A 22,861-nucleotide genomic window follows, 5' to 3' on the forward strand; every position below is an offset into this window, starting at 1 on the left:
CATCGGCTCACCGGAAGTAGTTGGCCGCGTAGAAGCTGGACGAGGTGCCGGCGTCGGCACGCGCCCACGAGTAACCGGTCCACCAGCCCGAGTCGGCGTACACGTTGCCGTGCTGCGCGTAGGAACGGCTCTCCCACGAGCAGTCCTCGGTGTGCGCCTCGGCGTACGAGTAGTCGGAACCGGCGTGGACGTAACCGGACTTGCAGGCCGCGGACGCGGTGCCGCCGGCGACCATGAGCCCCGCGGCCACCAGGCCGGCCGTGGCCAGCCCGACGCCCGCCCTGGTGGCGAGACGCTGCTTGAAGGTTGTCGACATCCCTTGCTCCTCTCGGAGGGCGCCTGACGCGGCGCCGTTACCCTGAAGAGGGGGATGGCCCGACTTCGCCTCGGGCCGTCCCCGCTCCGCAAGAAGCCTCGTGGATGCGGATAACCAGCGGCGTAATCGCCGTATAAGCTGCCATCAGTGGACATTTCGCTCACGATCTGTAATCGGATATGGGCGTGTTTCAGCCACCGATGCCGAACTGTTCCCGGAATTCAGCCGTGCGCCGGATCCTGCGGTTTTTCCCCGGGTAATGCGGCCCGGCCGATCCGGTACCGGACCTGCCCGGTGGTGTCCGCGGACACGCTGAGCACCGTCGTGCAGCCCGCGGGATTCCGGTCGCAGTCCGGGCCGGTGAGGTCGGTCCACCCGCGGCCCCTGCCCTGGAAGCCGGCCTCCAGGAGCTGGCCGACGAACCGCGGGGAAACCGGCACCAGCTCGATGCGCACGTCCTTGCCGACGGCCTGGAACGCTTCCGCGTACTCGGCGCTTTCGGCGAGCGGGTCCTTGATCTCCGCGACGTAGACGTCGCCGTGCAGGGCCACCGAGATCGCCGAGTTGGCGTACGAGGTCGACCCCGGCCCCGGCTGGAGCAGGCTCGTGCCGACCACGCCGGCCGCGGTCAGCACGACCACGGTGGCCGCCGTCGAAAGGATCCTCGGCACCACGGACCGCTTGAGCGGTACCACGTCCTCGGCCACGATCGACGCGAGCAGCGCGCGGGCTGCCGGGCCGCCCACCGCGCCGCGGAGCTGTTCGTCCCGTACGACGGCCGGCACCGCCGGGCGTTCGTCACTCATCCGGACCTCCCCGACATCGCGGGCGGCCCCGTCTTCAGGCCGGCCGCCGCGAGTGCCTGCGCGAGCCGCTTGCGCGCCCGGTGCAGGCGGATCCGGACGGCGTTTCGTGAGCACCCCAGCAGCGTGGCCAGCTCACCGTGGTCCAGGCCCTCCCAGGCGACGAGCGAGAGCAGTTCCCGCTCGTCGTCCGGCAGGGTCCGGAACACCCGGCTGACGTCGCTTTCGGCGGCCGCGTCCGCGGCCGGCCGGTACCGCGCGACGGCTTCGGCCGCCAGGGCGTCCGAAAGGTGCTGCCGCCGCACGGCGCCGCGGCGCTGGTTGGCGAGGACGTTGTGCGCGACGCGGTAGAGCCAGAGCCGTGCCTGGTCGCCGGGAGGGATGTCGTCGAACCGGCGCCAGGCGATGGTGAACGTCTCCGCCACCACGTCGGCGGCGTCTTCGGGGCAGTCACTGCGGCGCAGCGCGTAGCCGAGCAGGCGGTCGAACGTGGCGGTGTACACGGCCTCGAAGGCCGCCGTCCGTTCGTCCACGCCGTTGCCTCCTTCCGGTGTGCTCGGCCGGTGCGTCACCTACTTCATGTCCGGCCGGGCCGCCGCATTTCAGGGCAGCGAAGATTTCGCCCGGGATCCCGAGAAGAGCGCGATCAGCTCGCGCGCGCTGACGCCGCTCAGCACGCCCCGGTGGACCTGCTCGAGCAGCGGCGCGTCGAGGCCGGTCTCCTCGATCAGGTGACGGTGGGCCTGGCGATAGGTCTCGCCGGACGCCTCGACCCGCCTGCCGATCAACGTCTGCGCGGCCATCAGCTGGGCCCACGGCAGCTCCCGCGTCGGGTGCAGCAGGGTCAGCCCGCGCACGATCGGCAGGGCCTCCTCCGGACGGCCCAGCGTGAGGTAGGTGTCGACCAGCAGCTCTTCGGCCTGGAACCGGAGCTCTTCCAGGCCGACGGCGGCGACCTGCAGGTCGAGGACGTCCCGCACGCCGGGCAGCGCCTCGTGCCCGTGCCACAGGCCCAGCGCGGTTTCCAGGGTGCGCACGCTGTCCTGCGGACGGCCCGCGACGCGGAAGCCCCTGGCGACCTGCAGCAGGGCCTCGAACTGTTCGGTGTCGATCTGGATGTCGTCGGCCACGAGCCGGTAGCCGCCCTGGGCGTTCTCGATGGCTCGCCCGCCGAGCACCCCGCGCAACGTCCTGATGTGGTTGCGGATCATCTGGCCGGCGCTCTCCGGCGGCTCTTCGCTCCACATGCGCTTGACGAGCTGGTCGGCGGACAGGGGAACCTCGCGCGTCACGGCCAGCAAAGCGAGAACTTTTCGCAACTGAGCCGACAGACCGCGCCGCCACCCCATTGGCGTCTCGACGGCGATCGGACCCAGCAAACGGATCTTGATGGCATTTCTCATGCCATTCCCCCTTGAATCGCGCAGCTCGAAGATCGGAATCGTGCGCATCCCCCTTGTCGAGGATACGCAAACCGGCGGCACCTCGGGGAAGAGGAGACGAGGATGTCCCTCAGTTTCGATCCCGGGTCCGATCGGGTTATCGAATTTCGGATCACCGTTACTGCGTCCGGCGGATCGGCCTCAGCGGTCCAAGGCGACGACCTTCGAGTTCGGCCGCTCGGTGTTGCGCCGGGTCTTGGCCCAGCCGTTGCGGCGCCGGACCAACCGGAACGCCGCTCGCCACACCGTGATGTAGAACGTGTAGATGTAGCACGCGTAGCCGAGGCCGTAGACGATCCCGCGCAGCGGACCGGAACGGGGTTCGCAGTGCTTGCGGTACACCGGTCCCCAGATGAGGAACGGCAGCAGCCCGGCGATGCCGTACGCCAGGAGGTACTTCCACGCGCCGCCGGTGAACCAGGCCCAGACCGCCGCCGGATCTTCCACCGTCTGCAGGGCCAGCAGCACGAACGGGATCGGGTAGACCAGGCTGCCCAGCAACTGCATCCACGGCTGCGCGAGGTAGTAGAGCATCTCGGCGGCACCGAAGGTCGACAGGTTCGGCGACCGCCAGATCCGGCGGGCGTACCGGGCGCACTGCATGGTGCCCTGGCTCCAGCGGGTGCGCTGGGCGAGGAACCGCCGCATGCTGTACAGCCCCTCCTGGTCGACGTGCGTGTCGATGGTGAACCCCGTCTTCCAGCCCGCCGTCAGCAGGTGGACGCCGAGTTCGAAGTCCTCGAGCAGCGAGCCGCGCCACGGACGGCGTTGCGGCCCGGCTATCGAGTCCAATGCGGACAGCCGGGTGAACTGGCCGTTGCCGCCCATGGCGATCGTTCCGGTGTGCCCGCGGGACATCTGGATCGCCGCGATCGCGGTGCGGAACTCGAGGTCCTGCATGCGCACCAGGGCCCGGCCGAACTTGCGGCGGACCTTGTTGTCGCTGCGGGGCGCCGTGCCGCGGTTGCCCATCCGGACGTCGATCTGCACCGCGCCGACGGAGGGGTCGCCGAAGAGGTGAGCGGCCGTGCACACGTACATGCAGTTCCCGGCCGGGCGGCCGTCGGCGTCGACCACGACGACGATCGTGTTTCCGGCGTCGGCGTGACGTCCGGCCCACGCGCGCAGGGCGCGGTAGGCGGCGTTGAGCGCGTCGCTTTTTCCGGTGCGTGCGTGCGGACGACGTCGTTCCACGACGTGCAGCCGGGGGTCCCGCCGGTGCGGTGGGCCCTGCATCCGCCGCACGACTTCGAGGGTGCGGTCGTCGGAATGGTCGTCGATCACCCACACGTGCGCGGCCGCGAACCGGGTCCGCAGGTAACGGATCGTGTCGCCGATGACGAGTTCTTCGTCCCGGCACGGCACGAAGAAATGCCATTGGAAAAGCGTCGGATCACCCGGCCAGGTGGGACGGTGCCGCAGGTACGGCACGATGATCCCGCAGACGTAGAGGACGAACGCCGCGCTCATCACAATCGCGAACGCCTGAGCGCAGCTCAGCAAGAATGACAGACTCATTGCGTCGCTCCGTGGGTGGGGAACCGAGCCGCGTCGGGGAAGCAGCCCTTTGATGAGGTGTGTCCGCCGCAGAATAATGCCGTCGCTCTTCGGCGCCCTGGGCGGGGTTGATCACTCGTTCAGGGGTCCGTTGTTCGGGGTGCCGTTCGCGAACTCCGTGATCAGCGAGGGTCGGGAAACCCTGTCGGACGACTCAAACCCCACGATCAGGTGTTGTTTTGGCGCGCCGTTTGCTCTATTTCTCGCGCTGCGGATAGTGTCTCGATCGATTCATTCGGGTTCTGCGGTGCAGCGTGCGTCGGGTATGTCGACGCGCGCCACGCGGTCTTGCCAAAAACGGAGAACGAAACGTGTATCGGCCTGGAATCGGTGGCGTCGTCGGGGGCAGCGGGATTCTCGCGTCGACCGGAGCGAACTTGACGTGGTGGATCGTCTTCGGCGTCGTCAGCCTCGTCGTCGGCGTGGTTCTCGTGCGGGTCACCCAGCGCCGCCGGCGGAGCGGCAACGCCTGACCTGTCGCCGCCCGAACCGCGACTCCCCGCGCGAGTCCACTGTGGACGACGCGCTCACAGCTGCTTTCCGACCCCCGTTCCCGGTAGAAGCCGGGAGAATACAAAGGAGAAACAGGCAATGCACCCTTGGGCCAAGCGCGGGCTCCAGTCCGCGATGTTGGCCGGCGGTCTGATGATGCTGGGCACCGGCATCGCGTCCGCCGAGGAGCAGGTCAACCCCGACCTGGCTCCGTCGCCGTTGGACGGTGGCGCCAGCGTGCCGATCCAGATCCGCAAGATCAACCTCGGCACCCCGGCCGGGGAGTCGCCGCTGCCGCTCGACGTCGACAACGAGGTCAGCACCGGTACGGTGCTGCACGACTCGAGCAAGCCGCTCGGTGGCCTGCTGCTGAACAACGTCGTCAAGCCCGACGTGTCGGCTCCGGTCCAGATCACGGGCTGGGCGCTCGGCGCGGGCGGCGACTCGCACGTGGTGAACGACTCGGAGCAGGTCCACAAGCAGGGCGGCCCGATCACCACCACGGGTGAGGGCAAGCCGCTCGCCGGCAACGTCGTCACCGCGCCGGTGACGGCCCCGATCGGGGTCAACAACCTCGCGTTCGGCACGCTGTCCAACGCGACGGTGGACGGCTTCGCCAACCAGGACAGCACGGTCGGCGGCCCGGTCACCACCAACGGCGACAACGGCGTCGTCTCCGGCACCATCGCGGCGGTCCAGGGTGCGCTGCCGATCGGGGTCAACAACACCGCCGCCGGCTGGGGCGGCACCGGAACGGTCAACACCACCACGACCCAGGGCGCCCACTCGCCCGGTCAGCTGACCACCAGCGGCAAGGACGGCGTCGCCTCCGGCACCGTCGCCGGTGTTCCGGTCGCGGTGGCCCCGCAGGTCGACGGCACCGCCGCCGCCTGGGGTGGCAAGGCCACCGCGAACACGGTCAACACGGTTCTCGCGGAGGCCGGCACGACCGAATCCGACCTGCGGGGCGTCCCCGAGCAGCAGCCGTACGCGACGACGTTCGGCGACGGCTCGCTGGCCAGTGGCACCGCGCTCACCCCGGAGGTGGCGGGCCCGGTCGCGGTGAACGGCACCTCGGGTCCCTGGGGCGGCCTCACCCACGCCGACTCCGTGAACAACCTCAACGCGAATACCGGCGGTGGCATCGTCACCGACGGCGTCAAGTCCGTCGCCGGCGGCACGGCCGCCGAGGCCCCGGTGGCCCTCCCGGTGACCGTGCTCGGCACCGCGGGCGCGTGGGGCGGCGAGGCTTTCGCGACCTCCGAGAACAACGTCGGCTCGGTCGCCGGTGGCGAGGTCGTCACCAACGGTGCCGACGCGCTCGGCGCCGGCAGCGTCGTCCACCCGCAGGTGGCCGGCCCGGTCGAGGTCGACTGCACCACCGGCCCGTGGGGCGGCATCACCGGCACCGACTGCGCCAACGACTTCAGCGCGAAGGCGGGTGGCGGCGACAAGACCAGCGGCGACCACTCGGTCGGCAGCGGCACCGTCGCCGACGCCCCGGTCGCGCTGCCGGCGACCGGCAACCACAACTCCGCCGCGTGGGGCGGTCTCGCCGACGCGACCGGCACCAGCTTCATCGACTCGACGGCGGGCGGTGACGTCTACACCGGCGGCAACGGCTCGGTCGCCGGCGGCACGATCGCGCACCCGCAGGTGGCCGAGCCCGTCGTGGCGTCCTGCAACACCGGCGCCTGGGGCGGCATCACCTCCACGCACTGCACGCACGAGGACACCGCGCACGCCGGTGGCGGCAACGTGACCAACGGCGACGCCTCGATCGTCGGCGGCACCGTCGCGGACGTGCCCGCCACGCTCCCGGCCCAGGTCTGCGGCACCGCGGGCGACTGGGGCGGCATCTCCACCGCCGAGTGCTACACCACCGTCGACTCGGTGGTGGGCGGCAACACCTACGACCACGGCGACAACTCCGTGGGCGGCGGCAACATCGTCGGCCCGTCGCTGGCCGGCGACGCCGACGTCATCTGCAACGCCGGTGCGTGGGGCGGCATCCCGACCTCGTCGTGCTCCAACGCCGAGAACGTGGTCGCGGGTGGCTTCCAGGGCACCTCGGGCAACAACGCCGTCGCGGCGGGCAACCTCGTCGACGCGCCGCTGGCGACGCCGGTCGAGGTGCTCAACGGCGCCTACGCGTGGGGCGGCATCCCGACCTCGACGATGACCGAGCACAAGTGCCTCACCTCGGGCGGGGACAACAACACCGACGACGACGGCGGTGTGGTCTCCAGCAACATCGTCACCGCGCCGGAAGCCATCGGCGCCCAGGTGATGAACATCGCCGGTGCGTGGGGCGGCAACCCGACCAGCCACGGCGACTTCATCACCCACGTCCACGCGGGCGGTGCCGACTCCGCGACCGGCAAGGGCGGCGCGGTCGCCGGCAACATCGTCGACCAGGCCAGCTCGCTGCCGGTGCAGGTCAACACGATCGGTGCCACGTGGGGCGGCCAGGCCGAGGCGATCGGCACCAACGACACCGAGTTCCACTCCGGCGGCCCGAACTACGCCAACGGTGACCTCGGTGCGATCACCGGCAACGACGTCGAGGCGCCGATCGGTGGCGCGGGCCAGGTCAGCAGCTGGGCGGCGTCCTGGATCGGTGGCGCGGTCGCCGACGCGGACAACGACGTCACCTCGCACGCGGGTGGCCCGACGTTCACCTCCGGCAAGGGCGGCGAGATCGCGGGCGACGCGGTCGCGGCGCCGATCCAGCCGTTCGTCCAGGCCACCGGTCAGTCGATCTCGCTGATGGCCAACACGGTCAACCACACCGAGAACACCGACGACCTCGTGTCCGGTGGCCCGATCACGACCGACGGCACCGGTGGCGCGCTCGCGGGCGACATCGTCTCGGCGGACCCGCAGGCCATGCCGCAGGTCTACGGCCTGGGCATCTCCGCCATCGGGTCCGCGACCAACGACGTCCACAACGACCTGACCGCGACCGACGGCGGCGACGAGACCACGATGGGCACCGGTGCCCTCAGCGGTGCGCTGCTCGACGTCCCGGTCGCGGCCGACCCCGAGGTGTTCCGCTGGGGCGTCGGCGTGCTGTCGCACGTGAACAACCACGTCGACAGCACGGTGGACAGCCACGTCAGCGGCACGCCGACGGCGAAGCCGGCGGTGCAGATCCCGGTGGGCCTGGTGCCGCAGGTGAAGAACGTGACGATCCCGGTCCTGGCCGAGGTGCTCAACACGGGCACCGACACGACCGACGTCATGGTCGGGCGGACCGAGGCCGCGCAGATCCCGGTGGAGCTCGACCTGTCCGGCGCGCTCGGTGGCGTGTCGCCGCTGGCGCGTGACGACATGTCCCGGGCCGACACGCCGGGTCTCGGCTCCGACGGCCTCGGCGGCGGGATGGAGCTGCTCGGCAAGGGGACCGGCGGCGCTGCCGGTCAGGTCGCCGAGGGCCTGGGTTCGGCGACGGGCAAGCTCGGCACGCTGCCGGCCACCGTGGCCAGTGCCACCGGGCACGAGTCGCGCAGCGACAGCCCGTCGGTGCCCTCGCTGCCCACGCCGTCGCTGCCGTCGCTCCCCGCGGTGTCGGGCCTGACCGGTGGCGGCCTGCTGCCGCAGGTCAAGCCGCCGCACGTCGGCGTGCCGGGTGTGCCCAGCGAGTCGCGGGCGGACCTGCCGGTGGTTCCGCTGGTGTCGGGCGCGGCGGGCAGCGCCCTGCTGTCGCCGGTGAAGGAGCCGCGCATCTCGGCGCTGGGCCTGCCGCTTCGGTAGTGATCGGCTTCGGCTGAACGGAAGGGGCCCTGGAGCGAACCGCTCCAGGGCCCCTTCGCCGTTAGGGTGACGGCATGGACGCGACCAGATGGCTCATCGTTCTCCGGCACGCCAAGTCGGACTGGTCGGACGACCTCCCGGACCACGAGCGTCCCCTCGCGCCGCGCGGCATCCGTGCCGCACCCAAGCTCGGCCGGTGGCTCGTCGAAACCGGGCACGTTCCCGAGCTGGTCGTCTGTTCCACGGCCCGCCGGACCAGGGAAACCTGGCAGCGCGTCAGCGGCGAACTCCCCGCGAAGCCGCCCGTCGAGTACGACGAAGACCTCTACGGCGCCGACGTCGGCGAGTTCCTGGCCGCCGCCGGCCGGACGGCTCCCGACGTCACCACGCTCGCGCTCGTCGGGCACGAGCCCGGTGTCAGCGATCTGACGCTGCACCTCGCCGGGTTCGGCGACGACACGCGTGAGGTCCAGACCAAGTTCCCCACTGGCGCGGCGGCCGTGCTCGCCACCACCGATCCGTGGGACGCGTTGACGACCGCCCGGCTCGTCGCCTTCTTCCGGCCGCGAGACGTCTGACCTTCCGCGGCCTCGCCGGCAGAGGTCTGGACCTTGCCCGCAGGCGATTCACATGCGTACTCTCCATTCACTCACAGGTCTGATGTTCATATTTGTGAATGGAGCGGACATGGTTTTCCGCCACACCGTCGTGGCCGCGCTTGCCGCGCTCGGCCTTGTCACCTCGTTCGCCGCGCCCGCGGAGGCCGCGCCGCGACTCGCGGGCTGCGCCGTCCCGGTCCTCGGGCCGGTGTGCGCGCCCGAAACCGCCGTCCTCGACGGCAAGCAGCTGCTGCGGACGAAGTTCGCCGCGCTCGTCGGCGAAAAGACGGCACGCACAGCGCTGAACAACCTGCTCACCGCGGCGAAGACCGACCTCACCGCGGGACCGTGGAGCGTCACCTCGAAGAAGCAGGTCCCACCCAGCGGCGACAAGCACGACTACCTCAGCCTCGCGCCCTACTGGTGGCCGACCACGCAGCCGACCGCGGAAAACCCGTGGGGCTGCCCGTTCGTGCAACGCGACGGCCAGCGCAACCCGATCGTCGACGAGATCACCGACCACGCCTACCGCGGCGAGGCGTTCGCCGCGATCTACCGGCTCGCGCTGGCCTGGTACTACACCGGCGACGCGCGGTACGCCCGGCGCGCGGCGCTCGACCTGCGCACGTGGTTCCTCGACGCGGCCACGAAGATGAACCCGAACATGAACTTCGCCCAGGGCATCCCGTGCAAGGTCGACGGCCGCGGCATCGGCATCATCGAGTTCTCGTACACGCTCACCCAGGTCGTCGACGCGACCGCGATCCTCGCCACCGGCGCGCCCGGCTGGACGAAGACCGACCAGGCCGGCATGACCGGCTGGTACACGCAGTTCCTGGACTGGCTGCGGACCAGCAAGAACGGCACCGACGAGGCCAAGGCCCAGAACAACCACGGCAGCTTCTACGACATGCTCGTCGCCGCGCTCGCCCTCGGCACCGGGCAGCGTGACCTGGCCGCGGCCATCGCGCGGGACGCCGGCCCGAAGCGGATCGCGCCGCAGATCCAGGCCGACGGCTTCCAGCCGGCGGAGGCGAGCCGGACCCGCAGCTGGCACTACTCCAACTTCAACCTGGTCGCGCTGACCCGGCTCGCCCAGATCGGCAGGCACGTCGGCGTCGACCTGTGGCACTACACCGCACCCAGCGGCGCCACGCTGTTCGCCGCCGCCGACTTCCTGATCCCGGGCGCCACGCAGGGGCAGGCCGTGTGGCCGTACCCGGAGCTGGACTTCCGGCCGTACGCGGCACTGGACGTCCTGCACGCGGCGGCCGACGCGGGTGATCGCGTCGCGCGGGCGGCCTTGCCGCGGGTGCCGGTGGAGCCCGGTGGAGACCTCTATCCGGTCCGGCCGGCGGCGGAACAGCTCGACGACATTTCCACGTCCTGACTGGGGAAAGGGCCCGGCCATTCGCGGCCGGGCCCTTTCTTGGGCGGAATCAGACGCCCGCCACCTGCGAAATCCAGCTGCGATAACGCGTGATGTTCGTGTAGGCGGTGTTGTTCGACCGGTCGCTGGTCGACGCGACGCCGACCTGGCGCCCGGAGGCGAACATCGGGCCGCCGGAGTCGCCGCCGGCGGTGATGCCGTTGACGCGGTTCGCGCACACCGCGACGCCGCCGGTGTAGTCGCTGCAGCCGATCGAGTTCACCCGCACCGTCGCGACCTTGAGGTACCGCGACTGGCAGTTGATCTCGGAGCCGCACTGGCTGGTCGCGCCCCAGCCGTAGACCGAGACGTTCTGGCCGACCGAGACGTCACCGACGCTGCCGAGCGGGGAGTAGGTGGCGCTCACCGAGGTGGTGAGCCGGACGATCGCCAGGTCGGCGGAGCCCGGGTAGCGCGTGATGGTGGAGCCGGTGGCCACTGTGCCGCCGCTGGTCTGGTCCAGGCTGCCGATCCGGAACGTGTAGGTCCCGGAGCTGCTGACGCAGTGCTTGGCGGTGAGGATGTACTGCGGCGCGATGATCGTCGCGGTGCAGTTCTGCTGGCCGTTCACGAACAGCCGGGCCGCCCAGGGGCCGCTCGTGGCGGTGCTGCCGCCGATGATCGACGGCTGGGCCGTGCTGTCGGCGGCCGCGGGGCCGGCGAGACCGACGACGGCCACTGCGGTGCTCGCGGCCAGCAGGACGAATTTGCCGAATTTCACGCTTGCTCCTTCGGTGCGGAGAGCCCGCACGGGAAAGACCGGTGGGGACCGAACGAGAAGAGTGTCCGAGTTTTCGGCGAATGTCCGGAACCGACGAAAGTCGCCGGTCGAATCCGTATTTATTTCCGCAGGAGGGGTACGTGCAGTTTCCCGTACTGTTCCGGCGCTCTGGCGGCGACGCTCAGGCCGCGACCTTCGCGGGGGCCGTCTTCCGCAGCCAGTACAGCCCGATCACCGGCAGGACGAGCGGGATGAACAGGTAACCCTCGCCGTAGACCGACCAGACGGTCGGGTGCCGGAAAGCGGCGGCGTCGACGAGGCTCAGCGTGCCGATGGTCAGCACGCCCAGCAGTTCGATCGAACAGGCCGTGAGGGCGACACGCCACCAGCCGTCACCGCGGCGGGCCAGCGCGATCGTCGCGACGATGTAGACGACCGCGGCGAACGCCGAGAGCAGGTAGGCGAGCGGGGCTTCGTGGAACTTCGTGCTGATCTGGACGCCCGCCCGCGACGTCGCAGCCAGCGCGAAGATCGCGTACACGGCGACGAGCACGCGCCCCGGGCCGCTGGCCGTCCTACGCTGTTGCTCCACTCCACACCTCGTTCAGTCGCAGCACCATCACCGGGATGGCCAGGCAGGCGATGCCGAGCACGACCGTGCTCGACCGGCTCCGCTCGGCCAGCGCCCAGGCGGCGCCGACGGGCAGCACGACCAGGCAGCCGATCAGGTAGGCCAGGTAGGTGGCCAGGCTGCCCGGGCGGTCGCCGCCGGCGAGCAGCACGATCCCGATCACCAGCTGGACGACCAGCAGCAGCTCGACGCCGCCGAGCGCGATCAGGAGCGGGTTGTCCGGCAACCGGTTGCGAGCCGACTGGATGAAGGCCCAGAGCGCGACGAGCGTGGCAGCCACGGCGACCGTCACGGCGAATCCGAAGACCACCCGTTCCTCCTTCCGGTCCGCCGGGCGTCAACTTACTCCGTGGTACCGGTGGGTCCGCCGCCCGAGGGGCGGGACGTGGCGGTCTTCACATGTTCCCCGTCCATCGGGAAAATCGATCACGATCGGTCTTGATGGCATTCTGCCAATTCGATGGTTTATTCTTGTGCGATCCCGGTGTGGACCTGGGGATTGATGGAAAAAGCTTCGTGTTACACCACGACCGAGTGGATGCCTGCTCCGGAAAAATCACCCTGCGTTCGGCTACTGAGTGGTAAGCGGCCTTTTCGACTACCTCGGATAGCCCAGTTGAACCCCCGGGTTGGCGGATTGGCCCGGGGCGGTTCGGCGTGGGGGAATATTCCTCGTCCCGGGGCCGCGGCGCACCGGGGGATCGCACGGAGGGGTATCCCGGATGGACCTGCGCTACGAAGCATTCTGCTTCGCCGACCCGTTGTTCTACGACGAACAACAAGAAATCGGCGCGCCGGTCGACGACTTCGCCGCAGAGCTGCCGCCACCGGGTGCGGGCTGGGTCACCGCCGATCGCGGGATCTGGCGGATGCTCCACCCGGAGGGCCGCGTTCTGCCTGGTCAGGGCTGGAAGATCCACGTTTCCGCAAGCCTGGACAACGCCCGGCGGGTGCTGGCGCAGGTGCACGAGTACTGCGTCGAACACCGGATTCCCTACAAGCACCTCCGCTCGGTGCTGACCCTGCTCGCGCGGAATTCGAAATACGCCCCCCGCGACGGCAGTGCCAAGCTGGTCACCATTTATCCGCCTGACGACGCCGAACTCGAGCGGGTTCTCGAAGACCTGTCGACGCGTCTCGAAGGCGAGCACGGCGCGTATATCCTGAGCGACCTGCGATACGGCGACGGACCACTCTACGTCCGATACGGCGGATTCGCCGAGCAGTGGGTCGAACACGACGGCAACCGCGTCCTGGCGATCCGCAAGCCGGACGGAAGGCTGGTGCCCGACAAGCGCGAACCGAAGTTCTCCGTGCCCGATTGGGTGAAGATTCCGGCTTGTTTGCGGAGCAGCATCGCCGCGCGCAAAGGTGGTGACCCGGCTCAGTTCCCCTATCGGGTGACGAGTTCCCTGCACTTCTCGAACGGTGGCGGCGTGTACCTGGCCGACCCCAAGGCAGGCGGTGCCCAGGTCGTTCTCAAGGAGGCCCGCCCGTACGCCGGTCTCGACAGGGCGGGCGTCGACGCCGTCGAACGGCTGCGCCGCGAACACGAGGTACTCGAGCGGCTGGCCGGTGTTCCCGGCGTGCCGCGCGCCATCGAGCGGTTCACCGTCTGGGAGCACCACTACCTGGCCATGGAGTACATGCCGGGCCACTCGCTGGGCAACTGGCTGGCCCGCAACTACCCGCTGACCCGGCGTGGCATGACGGACGCCGACCTCGCCGCCTACACCCGCCGCGCGCTGGACATCGTCGCCGGCGTCGAGCGGACGATCGAGGCGATCCACGCCCGTGGCGTCGTCTTCGGCGACCTCCACCCGTTGAACATCCTGATCGACGAGGACCAGGACGGCCGGATCTCCCTGATCGACTTCGAGATGGCGTTCGACGCGGAGTCGGGCGACCGCCCGGCACTGGGCGCCCCGGGCTTCCGCGCCCCGGCCGACCGCACCGGTTTCGAGATCGACGAGCACGCGGTCGCGGCACTGCGGCTGTGGCTGTTCCTGCCGCTCTCCCCGCTGATGGAGCTCGCCCCGGCGAAGCTGCGCGGCATCGCCGACTTCGTCGAGCGCCGGTTCGCGCTGCCCGAGGGGTACGCCGACGCCGCAGTCGCGGTGCTGACCTCGCGTGAAGCCCCCGCGGAGCCGGCCCCGGCCCACACCGAGCTCGACGAGGAAGAACCGGACTGGCAGCTGGTCCGCAAGCAGATCGCCGAGGCAATCCTGGCCAGCGCGACGCCCGAACGCCGGGACCGGCTGTTCCCCGGAGACATCGAGCAGTTCCGGGTCGGGGGCGCCTGCTTCGGCGTCGGCGCCGCGGGCGTGCTGCACGCCCTCGACGTCATCGGCGTCGGCCGGTTCCCCCAGCACGAGCGCTGGCTGATCGAGTCCGTCCGTCGTGACCCGCCAACCCGGCCCGGTTTCTACGACGGTAGCTACGGCATCGCCTACGTCCTGGAGAACCTCGGGCACCACGACGAAGCGAGCAAGCTGCTGGCATCGTCCGCGCAGCTCGTCGAGCAGACGACCGACCACGCCCTGGAGAGCGGACTCGCCGGCATCGGGCTGACGATGCTGCACTTCGCGACGGTCCGCCAGGACAACGAGTTCGGCCGCCAGGCCCTGACCACCGCGGTCCGGCTGGCCGAAGCGATGGACACCGCGGCACCGCCCGGGAACTTCGCTCGCGCAGGCCTGCTGTCCGGCTGGTCCGGGCCCGCGCTGCTGTTCATCCGGCTCTTCGAGCGAACCGGCGAGCCGGCCTGGCTCTCGTTCGCCGACCAAGCGCTCTGCCGCGACCTCGAAGAATGCGTCCAGGCCGACGACGGCTCACTACAGGTCCGCGACGGCGCGACCCGCACGTTGCCCTACGCCGGCATCGGCAGCGCCGGGATCCTCCTCGTCGCCGAGCAGCTGGCGCGCCACCGCCCGGACGCCGAAGCCTGCGAGAGCCTCCCCGGTCTCCGCGAGTCATGCCGCGGCGAGTTCGTCATCCACCCCGGCCTGCTCTACGGCCGGTGCGGCCTGGCGGTCGCCCTCGGCACGAACCCCGCCCCCGAGCGCCCGATCCGCACGGCGATCGACCGCCACCTGGCCCGGCTCGCCTGGTACGCGGTGCCGTACAAGGGCGGCCTCGCCTTCCCGGGCAACCAGCTGCTGAGACTGTCGATGGACGTCAAGACCGGCAGCGCGGGGATCCTCCTCGCCCTCGCCGCCCTCCTGGACGGCAAGGAGGTGCTGCCCTTCCTGGGTGGCACGCCGTCCCTCCAGACCACCGGTCGCTGACCGGCGGATCCGAAGAAATCGAACGAAGGGACACCGATGGAACTCGTTCTGGAGCTGCAGGCGATGGAGACCCCCGAGGTGCTCGACGGCGGCCACGGCGGTGGCGGCTGCGGCGCGTCGAACCTGAGCCTGCTCGCCGGCTGCGCCCACAGCACCCTCAGCCTGTTGACCTGCTTCTGATCTCCCGGATCGTCGGCAAGTAGTCCGAGGGGAGTGGTGCGGGAGCGGCACAGGCCAAGTGCGCCGCTCCCGCACCTTCATTTTGGCTCCGGCACCGCCTCGGCGGTACCTCGTCCGAAGGAGTGAGATGCGCGGGCCCGCCGATCGGCTGCTGGGCAGGGTGGCCGGCTTGGATCGCCTCCGGCTGGCCGCCGTCGTGACGGCCGCACTGGTCGCCACCGCGGCCGGCCTGCTCCTTCCCGGCGCGCTCGCGGCCGCGGTGGACGCCGTGGTCGCGAGCCGACCGAGCGGACGCGAAGTCTCCTGGCTGCTGCTCGTCGGCGGCGCCGAGATCGCCGCCGACGTCGTGGGCGGGATCCTGACCACCCGCGTGACCGCGAAGGCATCCGCCTGGTTACGTCGCACGGTTTTCGGCAAGCTCCTGGCGCTGGGTACTCACTCGCGTTTCGCCGAAGGCGACGCGATCAGCCGCCTCACCGGCGACTGCACCGGAGCCGGCGGCATCGTCACGATCATCATCCAGTGCGGCTCGACGCTGGTGATCTCATCCGGGGCCGTCGCCCTGCTCGCTCTGCTGGACTGGCGGCTGGCGCTGGTGTTCCTGGGCAGCATCCCGTTCGCCTTGCTGCTGGCCCGCAGCCACCTCCGCCGCACCGCCGACGACGTCCTCACCTACCAGCGGGTTTCGGGCGAAATCGCGGCCAGGATGGTCGACGCGGTCGCCGGCCTCCGCACGATCGCCGCATCCGGCACGGCCGAACGCGAAGCCGAGCGAGTCCTGCGCCCGCTGCCAAAGCTGACGCTCGCCGGCCACGGCTTGTGGCGCACCCAAGCCCGGATGGTCTGGCGCGCGGGCCTGCTGACGCCGGCGGTCGAGCTGTCGGTGCTGGCCGCGGCCGGCTTCGGCGTCCTCGAGGGACGGCTGAGCGTCGGCGATGTCGTCGCCACCCTCGGCTACGTCGCGCTCGGCCTCGGCCTGGTCACCCAGATTCCGCTGCTCACGATGTTGTCCCGGGCGCGTGGCTGCGCCGAACGGCTCGCCGAGGTGCTCAACACGCCCGAACCCGTGCCCGGCAAGCTCCCGCTCCTGCCGGGCGACGGCACAGTCGAGCTCCGCAACGTCGGCATCACCGGCGCGCTGGCGGAGATCGACCTGCGCATCGACAGCGGTGCGTTCGTCGCGGTCATCGGTCGGTCCGGCGCCGGAAAGTCCGCACTGGCCGGCGTACTGGGCGGCCTGATCGCGCCCGACGAGGGCCAGGTTCTCCTCGACGGGCGTCCGCTCGACCAGATCCGTCCTGAAGAACTGCGCACGGTCTTCGGCTACGCCTTCGAACGCCCCGCCCTGCTCGGTGCGACGGTAGCCGAAGCAGTCGGCTACGGCTCATGGGCCGGCGAATCCGCTGTCCGGAGGGCATGCCAGACCGCTCAGGTCGACGAAGTCATCGTCCGGCTGCCCGAGGGCTACCGCACGGCGTTGACCGAGACGCCGCTTTCAGGCGGAGAAGCCCAGCGGCTCGGCCTCGCCCGGGCGATCGCGCGCAACCCGCGCGTCCTGATCTTCGACGACGCCACGGCCAGCCTGGACACGGTCACCGAGGCGGCGGTCGAGCACGCCTTGGTCGACGCCATGCCGGGTCGCACGCGCGTCGTCGTGACCCACCGAGTGAGCACCGCGGCCCGTGCGGACCTGGTGGTCTGGCTCGAGGACGGCCGGATCCGCGCGGTCGCCCCGCACACGGCCCTCTGGCAAGAACCGGACTACCGGGGAGTCTTCACGGAGGACGACGAGTGAGCCTGCGCCGCTTGTACTGGTCCGCGCTCGCCGGGCAATGGCGTGGCGGTGCCGTGCTGCTCCTGTGTTCACTGCTCGAAGGCGTACCCGCCTTCTTCTCCGGGCGGCTGGTCGAGTTGTCCGTGGACCGAGGTTTTGCCGTGGGAGACCCTGCAGCCGGGCTCGGCTGGCTGGCGTTGTTCGGCCTGGCCGCAGTGCTCGGCGCGTTCGGTGCCCGGATGGTGTGGCACCAGCTCGGCAAGGTCGTCGAACCCCTGCGCGACGCCCTGGTTACGGCGGTCGTCCGTGGTGTGCTGCACAACGAGTGCCCGCCGCGCAACCAGCCGGATTCCAGCGGCGTCGCCCGGATCACCCAGCACGTCGAGGTGGTCCGCGACGCGACCGCCGGCTTGCTGGTGCAGGCCCGCGCCATGCTGGTGACGACGGCCTCCGCACTTGCCGGCCTGTTGACCGTCGCCGGCGCTCTCGTGGTGCCGGTTGCCGTGCCGGTGATTTCCGCGCTGATCGCCTTTGCCTGCCTCCTGCCGTCGTTGGCCCGTCGGCAGCGCGCGCTGACGCTGGCCGACGAGCAAACGGCCGCGACAGCCGGTGCTTCACTGGCCGGGATGCGCGACATCGTGGCCTGTGGTGCCGAGCCGATCGCCACACTGGCGATGGACGACGCGGTCGACGCCCAGGCGAACGCCGCGATCCGCGTGGCGCGTTCGAGTGCCCTCCGTGCGCTGGTCGTGTCGCTCGGCGGATTCGTCCCGTTGCTCCTCGCACTGGCGTTGGCGCCAGCGCTCGTGGGCCGCGGCGAGCTGACCGCGGGGGCGGCCCTCGGCGCGCTGGTCTACCTGGCCACGACCATGCAACCGGCCCTCCGTGGCCTGGCGGCCACGGCCGGCACCGTCGTTCTTCGCCTGCTGGTCGCGCTCCGCCGACTAGCGGAAACGGCCGAGCTGCCCGACATCGCGGACGGAACGGCGATTCCGTTCGGCACCGACGTCCGGGTTCGCGAGCTGACCTTCGGCTGGGGCGCGTCGGCCGAACCTGTGGTCCGCGGGCTGGATCTGGCGCTGCGGCCAGGTGAGCACCTCGCCGTCGTCGGGCCGAGTGGCATCGGCAAGTCGACCTTGGCCGGTTTGCTCACTGGGATGCTCACGCCGCAGGCGGGCCAGGTACTGCTGGGCGGCGTCCCGGTCCGGGACGTGCCCGCGGCGCTCCGGCACGAGCTCGTGGCGTTGATCCCGCAAGAGGCGTATGTCTTCGCGGGAACGGTACGGGACAACGTGAGCCTGTTCGCCCCGTCCGCTTCGGACGGCACACTGACGGCCGCCGTCGATGCGGTGGGCGCGGGCGCGTTGCTGCAGCGCCTGGGCGGTCTCGACGCCGAGGTCGGTCATGGTGGCGGAGGTCTCTCCGCGGGCGAAGCGCAGCTGCTCGCGTTGGCCAGGGTGTACGCCGGTTCGGCGCAATTGGTGGTTCTCGATGAAGCGACCTCCCATCTCGACCCGGTGTCGGAAGCCCGTGCGGAGCGGGCCTTCGCCGCGCGGGGTGGTGTTCTCGTGGTGATCGCGCACCGGTTGTCTTCGGCCCTGCGCGCGGATCGGGTGCTCGTCATGGACGGCCGCGAGACCGTGGTGGGCACCCACGCCGACCTCCTGACCGGCTCGGCGCGGTACGCGGAACTCATGCAAGCCTGGGCGACGCCGGCTGCTGGGGAACCAGCTGCCGGTGCCACGACGACTTCGGGTGTGGGCAGCGAACCGGCCCCCGGTACCGGGGGCCGGCCGCTTGCTGGCAGTCGCGGGACCATTGCCGGGGCGCCTTCCGGCAATGGCCCCGCGATTTCTGCCGAGGGTCGTGGTGCTGCCGCCTGCGGGACGCCTTCCGGAGACGGGTTCGCAACCACTTTGAGTCCACCTGCGGGGACGGGTTCGGTGACCGCCGCCGGGGCGCCTGCCGCCGGCGGGTCCGGTACCGCGCCCGGGCCGTCCGCTCGCCCGGATTCCGCCGCGACCGGATCGACGCCTAGGTCGCCATCCGTGCCGCGAGCCGCTCGGGTGAGCTGACTGCTCGTCCAGTGTGGACTGGTTTCAATGTGCTGCCAGCTTATCGCCGTCGAGGGGGCGCGGAAGACCCCGTGGCAAATCTGTGGATAACTCGCCGATCTTCACTGAGCCTGTGGACAACTCAAACCGATCAGCCGGTTCTGTCGGTGCCGTGGGGCATCATCGGAAGCGTGGGAAGAACGCAGCCCGGAACCGGCACCGTCAGGAAGGAGGTGACCCGCCGGTGGTGCACATCAGCCGGGCCGCAGCGCTTCCAGTGCCTCGCGCAGCTTGCCGGAAACCGGTGTCGGGCGGCGGGACTCGCGGTCCACGAAGACGTGCACGAAGTGCCCTTCCGCGACCAGGGACTCGTCGGCGGCGTACATCCCGATTTCGTAGCGGACGCTGGACTTCCCGAGGTGCGCCACCCGCAACCCGACCCGGAGCGAACCAGGAAAGGAAACCGATGAGTGATACGCGCAATGCGATTCGACGCACAGCCCGATCACCTCCCCGGCTTCGATGTCGAGGCCACCCTGCTCGATCAGCCACGTGTTGATCACGGTGTCCATCAGCGAGTAGTGGACGACGTTGTTGACGTGTCCGTAGACGTCGTTGTCCTTCCAGCGCAACGGAACCGTCTGCCAGTGCGGGTACCCGTTCACCACAGCGACACCGACTCGCGCAGGATGCCCGACAGGTCTTCCGCGGACGCCTCGCGCGGTGCGGTGGCCAGCAGGCGTTGCTGCTTGAGGGTTCCCTCCACAAGGGAGTCCACATCGGACTCCGTGTAGCCGACGGCGCCGATGCCGTCCGGGATGCCGATCTGCCTCATCAGGTCGATCAGCACCGCGGGCAGGTGGTCGGCGAAGTCGCCGGGCCACTCGAAGTCGGGCGCCAGCAGGCGTGCGACACGAAGGTGGCGGTCCGGTGCCGCGGCGAAGGTGAAACGGAACGCCGCGGGTGCGGTCAGCGAAACGGCCATGCCGTGCGGCACCATGGGTTCTTCGCCCGGGTAGCCGTCCGGGTGGAAATCCCTGACCTGCCCGGCGATCGGGTACGCGTTCGCGTGCGGAATGTGGACGCCGGCGTTGCCGAACCCGAGGCCGGCGAACGTCGCGGCCAAGGCCATCGCTTCACGGGCCTTGAGGTCGGAACCGTCGCGCACCGCGGCGGGGAGGGCCCACGACAGCAACCGCAGTGACTGCTCCGCGAACATGTCGGCCAGCGGGTTCGAGCCGCAGTACGGCACGCGCTGCTCCGGGCGCTTGCGCTCGAACTCGGTGTACGGCTTGGCCGTGTAGCTCTCGGCGGCGTGGCACAGGATGTCCATGCCACTGGCGGCCGTCACGCCGGCCGGCTGGCTGACGGTGAGCCGCGGGTCGACGACGGCCAGGGTCGGGCGCAGCCGCAGGTGGCTGATCCCGCTCTTGACGCGCAGGGACAGCACGTCCAGGACGCAGACCGTGGTGCTCTCGGAGCCGGTGCCGGTCGTGGTGGGTACCGCGACCAGCGGCTTCAGCGGGCGGTCCGGTGCGCGGCCGCCGCCGACGGGGGCGTTGACGTAGTCCATCAGCTCGCCGTCGTTGCTGATCAGCAGGTTCGCCGCCTTGGCGGTGTCGATGGCCGACCCGCCGCCGACGGCGACGAAGGCGTCGTACGGGCCCGTTCCGCGGGCGAAGTCAACCGCCTTCTGCATGCTGACATCGGTGGGCTCGACGTGTACGCCGTCGAAGATCTCGGTCTCGATGCCGTAGCCGGCTATGCCGTCGGCGATGCGGCGCGGCCAGCCGGTCGCGGCCACCTGCGGGTCCGTCACGACGAGCACGCGGTGGGCGCCGTACTGCGTGAGGTCGTAGCCGATCTCGTCGCTGGCGCCGGTGCCGTACTTCAAGGCCGGTGCGCCATAAGTAAAAACAGTTTCATGTTCGGTCGCGGTCAAGTCTGCGGTCCTCGCTCCCTTGATCGGCTACCAGTCGGTCAAAACGGGCATTCGGCCCATCCTTGTCCGGTTTCGGTGAAGATCACTTGACTGCACTGAACGGTGCCCGCCTAAGCTCTCCTCATTAGATACCAACTGGGAGCGACCGTCGCCCAGACGGCCGTGCGGATCCTGACCGAGGCTCGTGTCCGCCGCGTGTACGCGGTGGTCGGTGAGTCCTTCCTGGAACTGCTCGACGCCCTGCAGCGCGAGCGGGAGATCACGCTGGTCTCGGCGCGCCACGACGCGGGCGCGGCGTTCATGGCGGAGGCGGAGGGCAAGCTCACCGAACGTCCCGCCGTGCTGCTCGCCAGCCGCGGGCCGAGTGCGGCGAGCCTGGCGATCGGCGTCCAGACGGCGTACCAGGACGAGACGCCGATGGTCGTCATCCTGGAGACGCCGGCGATCGCTCCGGTGCCGTCGTCGTCCGGGGAACTCCCGACGTCGGACCTCACGGCCATGTTCGAGTCGATCGCCAAGTCGACACTGCGGGTGACCGACCCGGACGGCCTGCCCGGGCTGCTCGCGCACGCGCTGACGACGTCGCAGGAAGGACGACCGGGACCCGTTGTGCTCGGCGTGCCCTGCGACGTCTGGGGCATGCCCTACGACGCGGCCAAGCCGATGGCGCGGGTGCGGCCGCCGGCGTCCGGGACGCTGGGCCGTTCGGCGGACGCCGTCGCCCAGCTGGTGGACGAGGCCAAATACCCCGTGGTCATCGTCGGCGGGCGGGCGCGGTCCGCGCGGGACGAGCTGATCGCGGTGGCCGACGAGCTCGCGCTGCCCGTCTACAACGCCTTCCGGCGGCAGGACGCCTTCCCCGAGAACCACGCCCGCTACGCCGGTCACCTCGGGCTCGGCATCCCGGCGCGGCAGCTGGACGCGCTGGAGCGCGCCGACCTGGTCCTCGCGCTCGGCACCCAGCTCGACGAGGTGACGACCCAGGCCTACCGCTACCCGACGGCCCAGCAGACGCTGGTCATGGTCGGCACTGGCATCGATGTCAGCCCGAAACGGCGGGGGCTGACCTTCCGCGTCGACTCCGAGGTCGAGCCGTTCCTGCGGGAGCTGCGGGCGGTGGCGTCTCCGCGGACGAGGCGGGCTTCGGCAGCGAACGCGGCCGTCCACACCTTCATGACCCCTCCCGACACCAGCGGCAACACCCGGGTGCACCCGGTCGACGTCGTCCGGGCACTGCGGAAGCTGGCGCCCGAGGACACCATCGTGACCAGCGACGCCGGGAACTTCGCGCAGTTCATGCACCGCTACTGGTGCTTCACCGCGCCACGCAGCCAGCTCGGCCCGAGCAACGCCGCGATGGGCTATGCCGTGCCGGCCGCCGTGGCGGCGAAGCTGGCCGAGCCGCGGCGGACCGTCGTCGCCATGGTCGGGGACGCCGGGACGCTCATGACCGGCCAGGAGATCGAAACGGCCGTCCGGTACCGGGCGCCGGTGATGGTGGTCGTGTTCCAGAACGGCGTGCACGGGGCGCTCGCCATGCACCAGGCCCGCACGTACGGCCGGCTGTCCGGGGTGTCCATCCCACTGACCGACTTCGCTTCGTGGGCGCGTGGACTGGGCGCGGCAGGGTACACGGTGGACGATCGCGAAGAGCTCGAGCCGATCATCGCCAGTGCGCTCGTGCGGCAACGGCCGTGCGTCATCGACGTGCGCACCGACCCCGACGTCGTGACCCCGGACGTGCGGATTTCGGCCCTGCTCGGGCAGGCTCGTCCGCAACCTCCCGCCCAGTAAGGGTTTTGCTCGGTTTCATTCCGGAAAACGCTGGGAATGTCGTGTGGTAGCAGGGCGTTGGCTCGGGTAATCTGGCGGTGTTCC

Annotated in this window: 18 protein-coding genes; 8 read left to right on the forward strand and 10 right to left on the reverse strand. The window is 70.4% G+C overall.

The genetic code is table 11. The features are described 5' to 3' along the window. Window positions 1-7: 7 nt before the first annotated feature. The 5 genes from AB0G28_RS00565 to AB0G28_RS00585 all read right to left on the reverse strand — a co-directional run bounded on the left by AB0G28_RS00565 (window position 8) and on the right by AB0G28_RS00585 (window position 4,079). Window positions 8-316: a hypothetical protein gene (locus AB0G28_RS00565; RefSeq protein ID WP_361081512.1), complete on the reverse strand. Its 309-nt coding sequence runs from the start codon at window positions 314-316 to the stop codon at window positions 8-10. Window positions 317-537: 221 nt separating this feature from the next. Continuing rightward, complete coding sequence (locus AB0G28_RS00570) at window positions 538-1,122, reverse strand: hypothetical protein (RefSeq protein ID WP_361081515.1); 585 nt, start codon at window positions 1,120-1,122, stop codon at window positions 538-540. Then, window positions 1,119-1,652 (reverse strand): RNA polymerase sigma factor, encoded by a 534-nt coding sequence (locus tag AB0G28_RS00575; RefSeq protein ID WP_361081518.1) that lies wholly within the window; start codon window positions 1,650-1,652, stop codon window positions 1,119-1,121. Before AB0G28_RS00575 ends, AB0G28_RS00570 begins: the two co-directional genes overlap by 4 nt. 69 nt (window positions 1,653-1,721) lie before the next feature. Then, window positions 1,722-2,570, reverse strand: coding sequence for an AfsR/SARP family transcriptional regulator (locus AB0G28_RS00580; RefSeq protein WP_361081521.1), 849 nt, complete (start codon window positions 2,568-2,570; stop codon window positions 1,722-1,724). A gap of 132 nt (window positions 2,571-2,702) precedes the next feature. After that, window positions 2,703-4,079, reverse strand: coding sequence for a glycosyltransferase family 2 protein (locus tag AB0G28_RS00585; RefSeq protein ID WP_361081523.1), 1,377 nt, complete (start codon window positions 4,077-4,079; stop codon window positions 2,703-2,705). 630 nt (window positions 4,080-4,709) lie between these two features. Between AB0G28_RS00585 and AB0G28_RS00590 the strand changes: the two genes are divergently transcribed. The 3 genes from AB0G28_RS00590 (at window position 4,710) to AB0G28_RS00600 (ending at window position 10,355) form a co-directional block, all read left to right on the forward strand. Beyond that, the gene (locus AB0G28_RS00590) at window positions 4,710-8,366 is read left to right on the forward strand and encodes a hypothetical protein (protein ID WP_361081526.1); all 3,657 of its coding nucleotides are present in this window, start codon (window positions 4,710-4,712) and stop codon (window positions 8,364-8,366) included. Window positions 8,367-8,440: 74 nt separating this feature from the next. Continuing rightward, a complete protein-coding gene (locus AB0G28_RS00595) occupies window positions 8,441-8,944 on the forward strand; it encodes a histidine phosphatase family protein (RefSeq protein ID WP_361081529.1) in 504 nt (167 codons plus the stop codon). 109 nt (window positions 8,945-9,053) lie between these two features. Beyond that, window positions 9,054-10,355, forward strand: coding sequence for an alginate lyase family protein (locus AB0G28_RS00600; RefSeq protein ID WP_361081531.1), 1,302 nt, complete (start codon window positions 9,054-9,056; stop codon window positions 10,353-10,355). 49 nt (window positions 10,356-10,404) lie between these two features. Here the strand turns inward: AB0G28_RS00600 and AB0G28_RS00605 are convergent, their stop codons facing one another. The 3 genes from AB0G28_RS00605 to AB0G28_RS00615 all read right to left on the reverse strand — a co-directional run bounded on the left by AB0G28_RS00605 (window position 10,405) and on the right by AB0G28_RS00615 (window position 12,056). After that, the gene (locus AB0G28_RS00605; protein WP_361081534.1) at window positions 10,405-11,115 is read right to left on the reverse strand and encodes a trypsin-like serine protease; all 711 of its coding nucleotides are present in this window, start codon (window positions 11,113-11,115) and stop codon (window positions 10,405-10,407) included. A gap of 181 nt (window positions 11,116-11,296) precedes the next feature. Further along, window positions 11,297-11,668: a hypothetical protein gene (locus AB0G28_RS00610; RefSeq protein ID WP_361082331.1), complete on the reverse strand. Its 372-nt coding sequence runs from the start codon at window positions 11,666-11,668 to the stop codon at window positions 11,297-11,299. 22 nt (window positions 11,669-11,690) lie between these two features. Beyond that, complete coding sequence (locus AB0G28_RS00615) at window positions 11,691-12,056, reverse strand: hypothetical protein (protein ID WP_361081537.1); 366 nt, start codon at window positions 12,054-12,056, stop codon at window positions 11,691-11,693. Window positions 12,057-12,468: 412 nt separating this feature from the next. Here AB0G28_RS00615 and lanKC point away from each other — a divergent pair, with 412 nt between their 5' ends. From lanKC to AB0G28_RS00635, 4 genes are all read left to right on the forward strand, one after another. After that, on the forward strand, window positions 12,469-15,033 hold the full coding sequence (gene lanKC, locus AB0G28_RS00620; protein WP_361081540.1) for a class III lanthionine synthetase LanKC: 2,565 nt from the start codon (window positions 12,469-12,471) through the stop codon (window positions 15,031-15,033). 36 nt (window positions 15,034-15,069) lie between these two features. After that, a complete protein-coding gene (locus tag AB0G28_RS00625) occupies window positions 15,070-15,213 on the forward strand; it encodes a SapB/AmfS family lanthipeptide (RefSeq protein ID WP_361081543.1) in 144 nt (47 codons plus the stop codon). 127 nt (window positions 15,214-15,340) lie between these two features. Continuing rightward, on the forward strand, window positions 15,341-17,008 hold the full coding sequence (locus AB0G28_RS00630) for an ABC transporter ATP-binding protein (RefSeq protein WP_361081546.1): 1,668 nt from the start codon (window positions 15,341-15,343) through the stop codon (window positions 17,006-17,008). Continuing rightward, entirely contained in the window at window positions 17,005-19,062 is a 2,058-nt protein-coding gene (locus AB0G28_RS00635; RefSeq protein ID WP_361081549.1) for an ABC transporter ATP-binding protein, read from the forward strand. Before AB0G28_RS00630 ends, AB0G28_RS00635 begins: the two co-directional genes overlap by 4 nt. 233 nt (window positions 19,063-19,295) lie before the next feature. Here the strand turns inward: AB0G28_RS00635 and AB0G28_RS00640 are convergent, their stop codons facing one another. Then, a complete protein-coding gene (locus AB0G28_RS00640) occupies window positions 19,296-19,709 on the reverse strand; it encodes a thioesterase family protein (RefSeq protein WP_361081551.1) in 414 nt (137 codons plus the stop codon). Beyond that, window positions 19,703-20,983: a hydroxyacid-oxoacid transhydrogenase gene (locus tag AB0G28_RS00645; protein WP_361081554.1), complete on the reverse strand. Its 1,281-nt coding sequence runs from the start codon at window positions 20,981-20,983 to the stop codon at window positions 19,703-19,705. The genes AB0G28_RS00640 and AB0G28_RS00645 overlap by 7 nt, the downstream gene beginning before the upstream one ends. Before the next feature lie 135 nt (window positions 20,984-21,118). On the opposite strand from AB0G28_RS00645, the gene AB0G28_RS00650 reads away from it, so the two are divergent. Then, complete coding sequence (locus AB0G28_RS00650; RefSeq protein ID WP_361082333.1) at window positions 21,119-22,777, forward strand: thiamine pyrophosphate-dependent enzyme; 1,659 nt, start codon at window positions 21,119-21,121, stop codon at window positions 22,775-22,777. Window positions 22,778-22,861: the final 84 nt, after the last annotated feature.

It is taken from the genome of Amycolatopsis sp. NPDC021455 (assembly GCF_040640995.1).
GTDB lineage: Bacteria > Actinomycetota > Actinomycetes > Mycobacteriales > Pseudonocardiaceae > Amycolatopsis.

Coding starts and splice junctions, on each gene's coding strand:
- AB0G28_RS00595 (WP_361081529.1), top strand. CDS start 8,441: ATGGACGCGACCAGATGGCTCATCGTTCTCCGGCACGCCAAGTCGGAC.
- AB0G28_RS00600 (WP_361081531.1), top strand. CDS start 9,054: ATGGTTTTCCGCCACACCGTCGTGGCCGCGCTTGCCGCGCTCGGCCTT.
- AB0G28_RS00625 (WP_361081543.1), top strand. CDS start 15,070: ATGGAACTCGTTCTGGAGCTGCAGGCGATGGAGACCCCCGAGGTGCTC.
- lanKC (WP_361081540.1), top strand. CDS start 12,469: ATGGACCTGCGCTACGAAGCATTCTGCTTCGCCGACCCGTTGTTCTAC.
- AB0G28_RS00585 (WP_361081523.1), bottom strand. CDS start 4,079: ATGAGTCTGTCATTCTTGCTGAGCTGCGCTCAGGCGTTCGCGATTGTG.
- AB0G28_RS00565 (WP_361081512.1), bottom strand. CDS start 316: ATGTCGACAACCTTCAAGCAGCGTCTCGCCACCAGGGCGGGCGTCGGG.
- AB0G28_RS00590 (WP_361081526.1), top strand. CDS start 4,710: ATGCACCCTTGGGCCAAGCGCGGGCTCCAGTCCGCGATGTTGGCCGGC.
- AB0G28_RS00630 (WP_361081546.1), top strand. CDS start 15,341: ATGCGCGGGCCCGCCGATCGGCTGCTGGGCAGGGTGGCCGGCTTGGAT.
- AB0G28_RS00570 (WP_361081515.1), bottom strand. CDS start 1,122: ATGAGTGACGAACGCCCGGCGGTGCCGGCCGTCGTACGGGACGAACAG.
- AB0G28_RS00580 (WP_361081521.1), bottom strand. CDS start 2,570: ATGCGCACGATTCCGATCTTCGAGCTGCGCGATTCAAGGGGGAATGGC.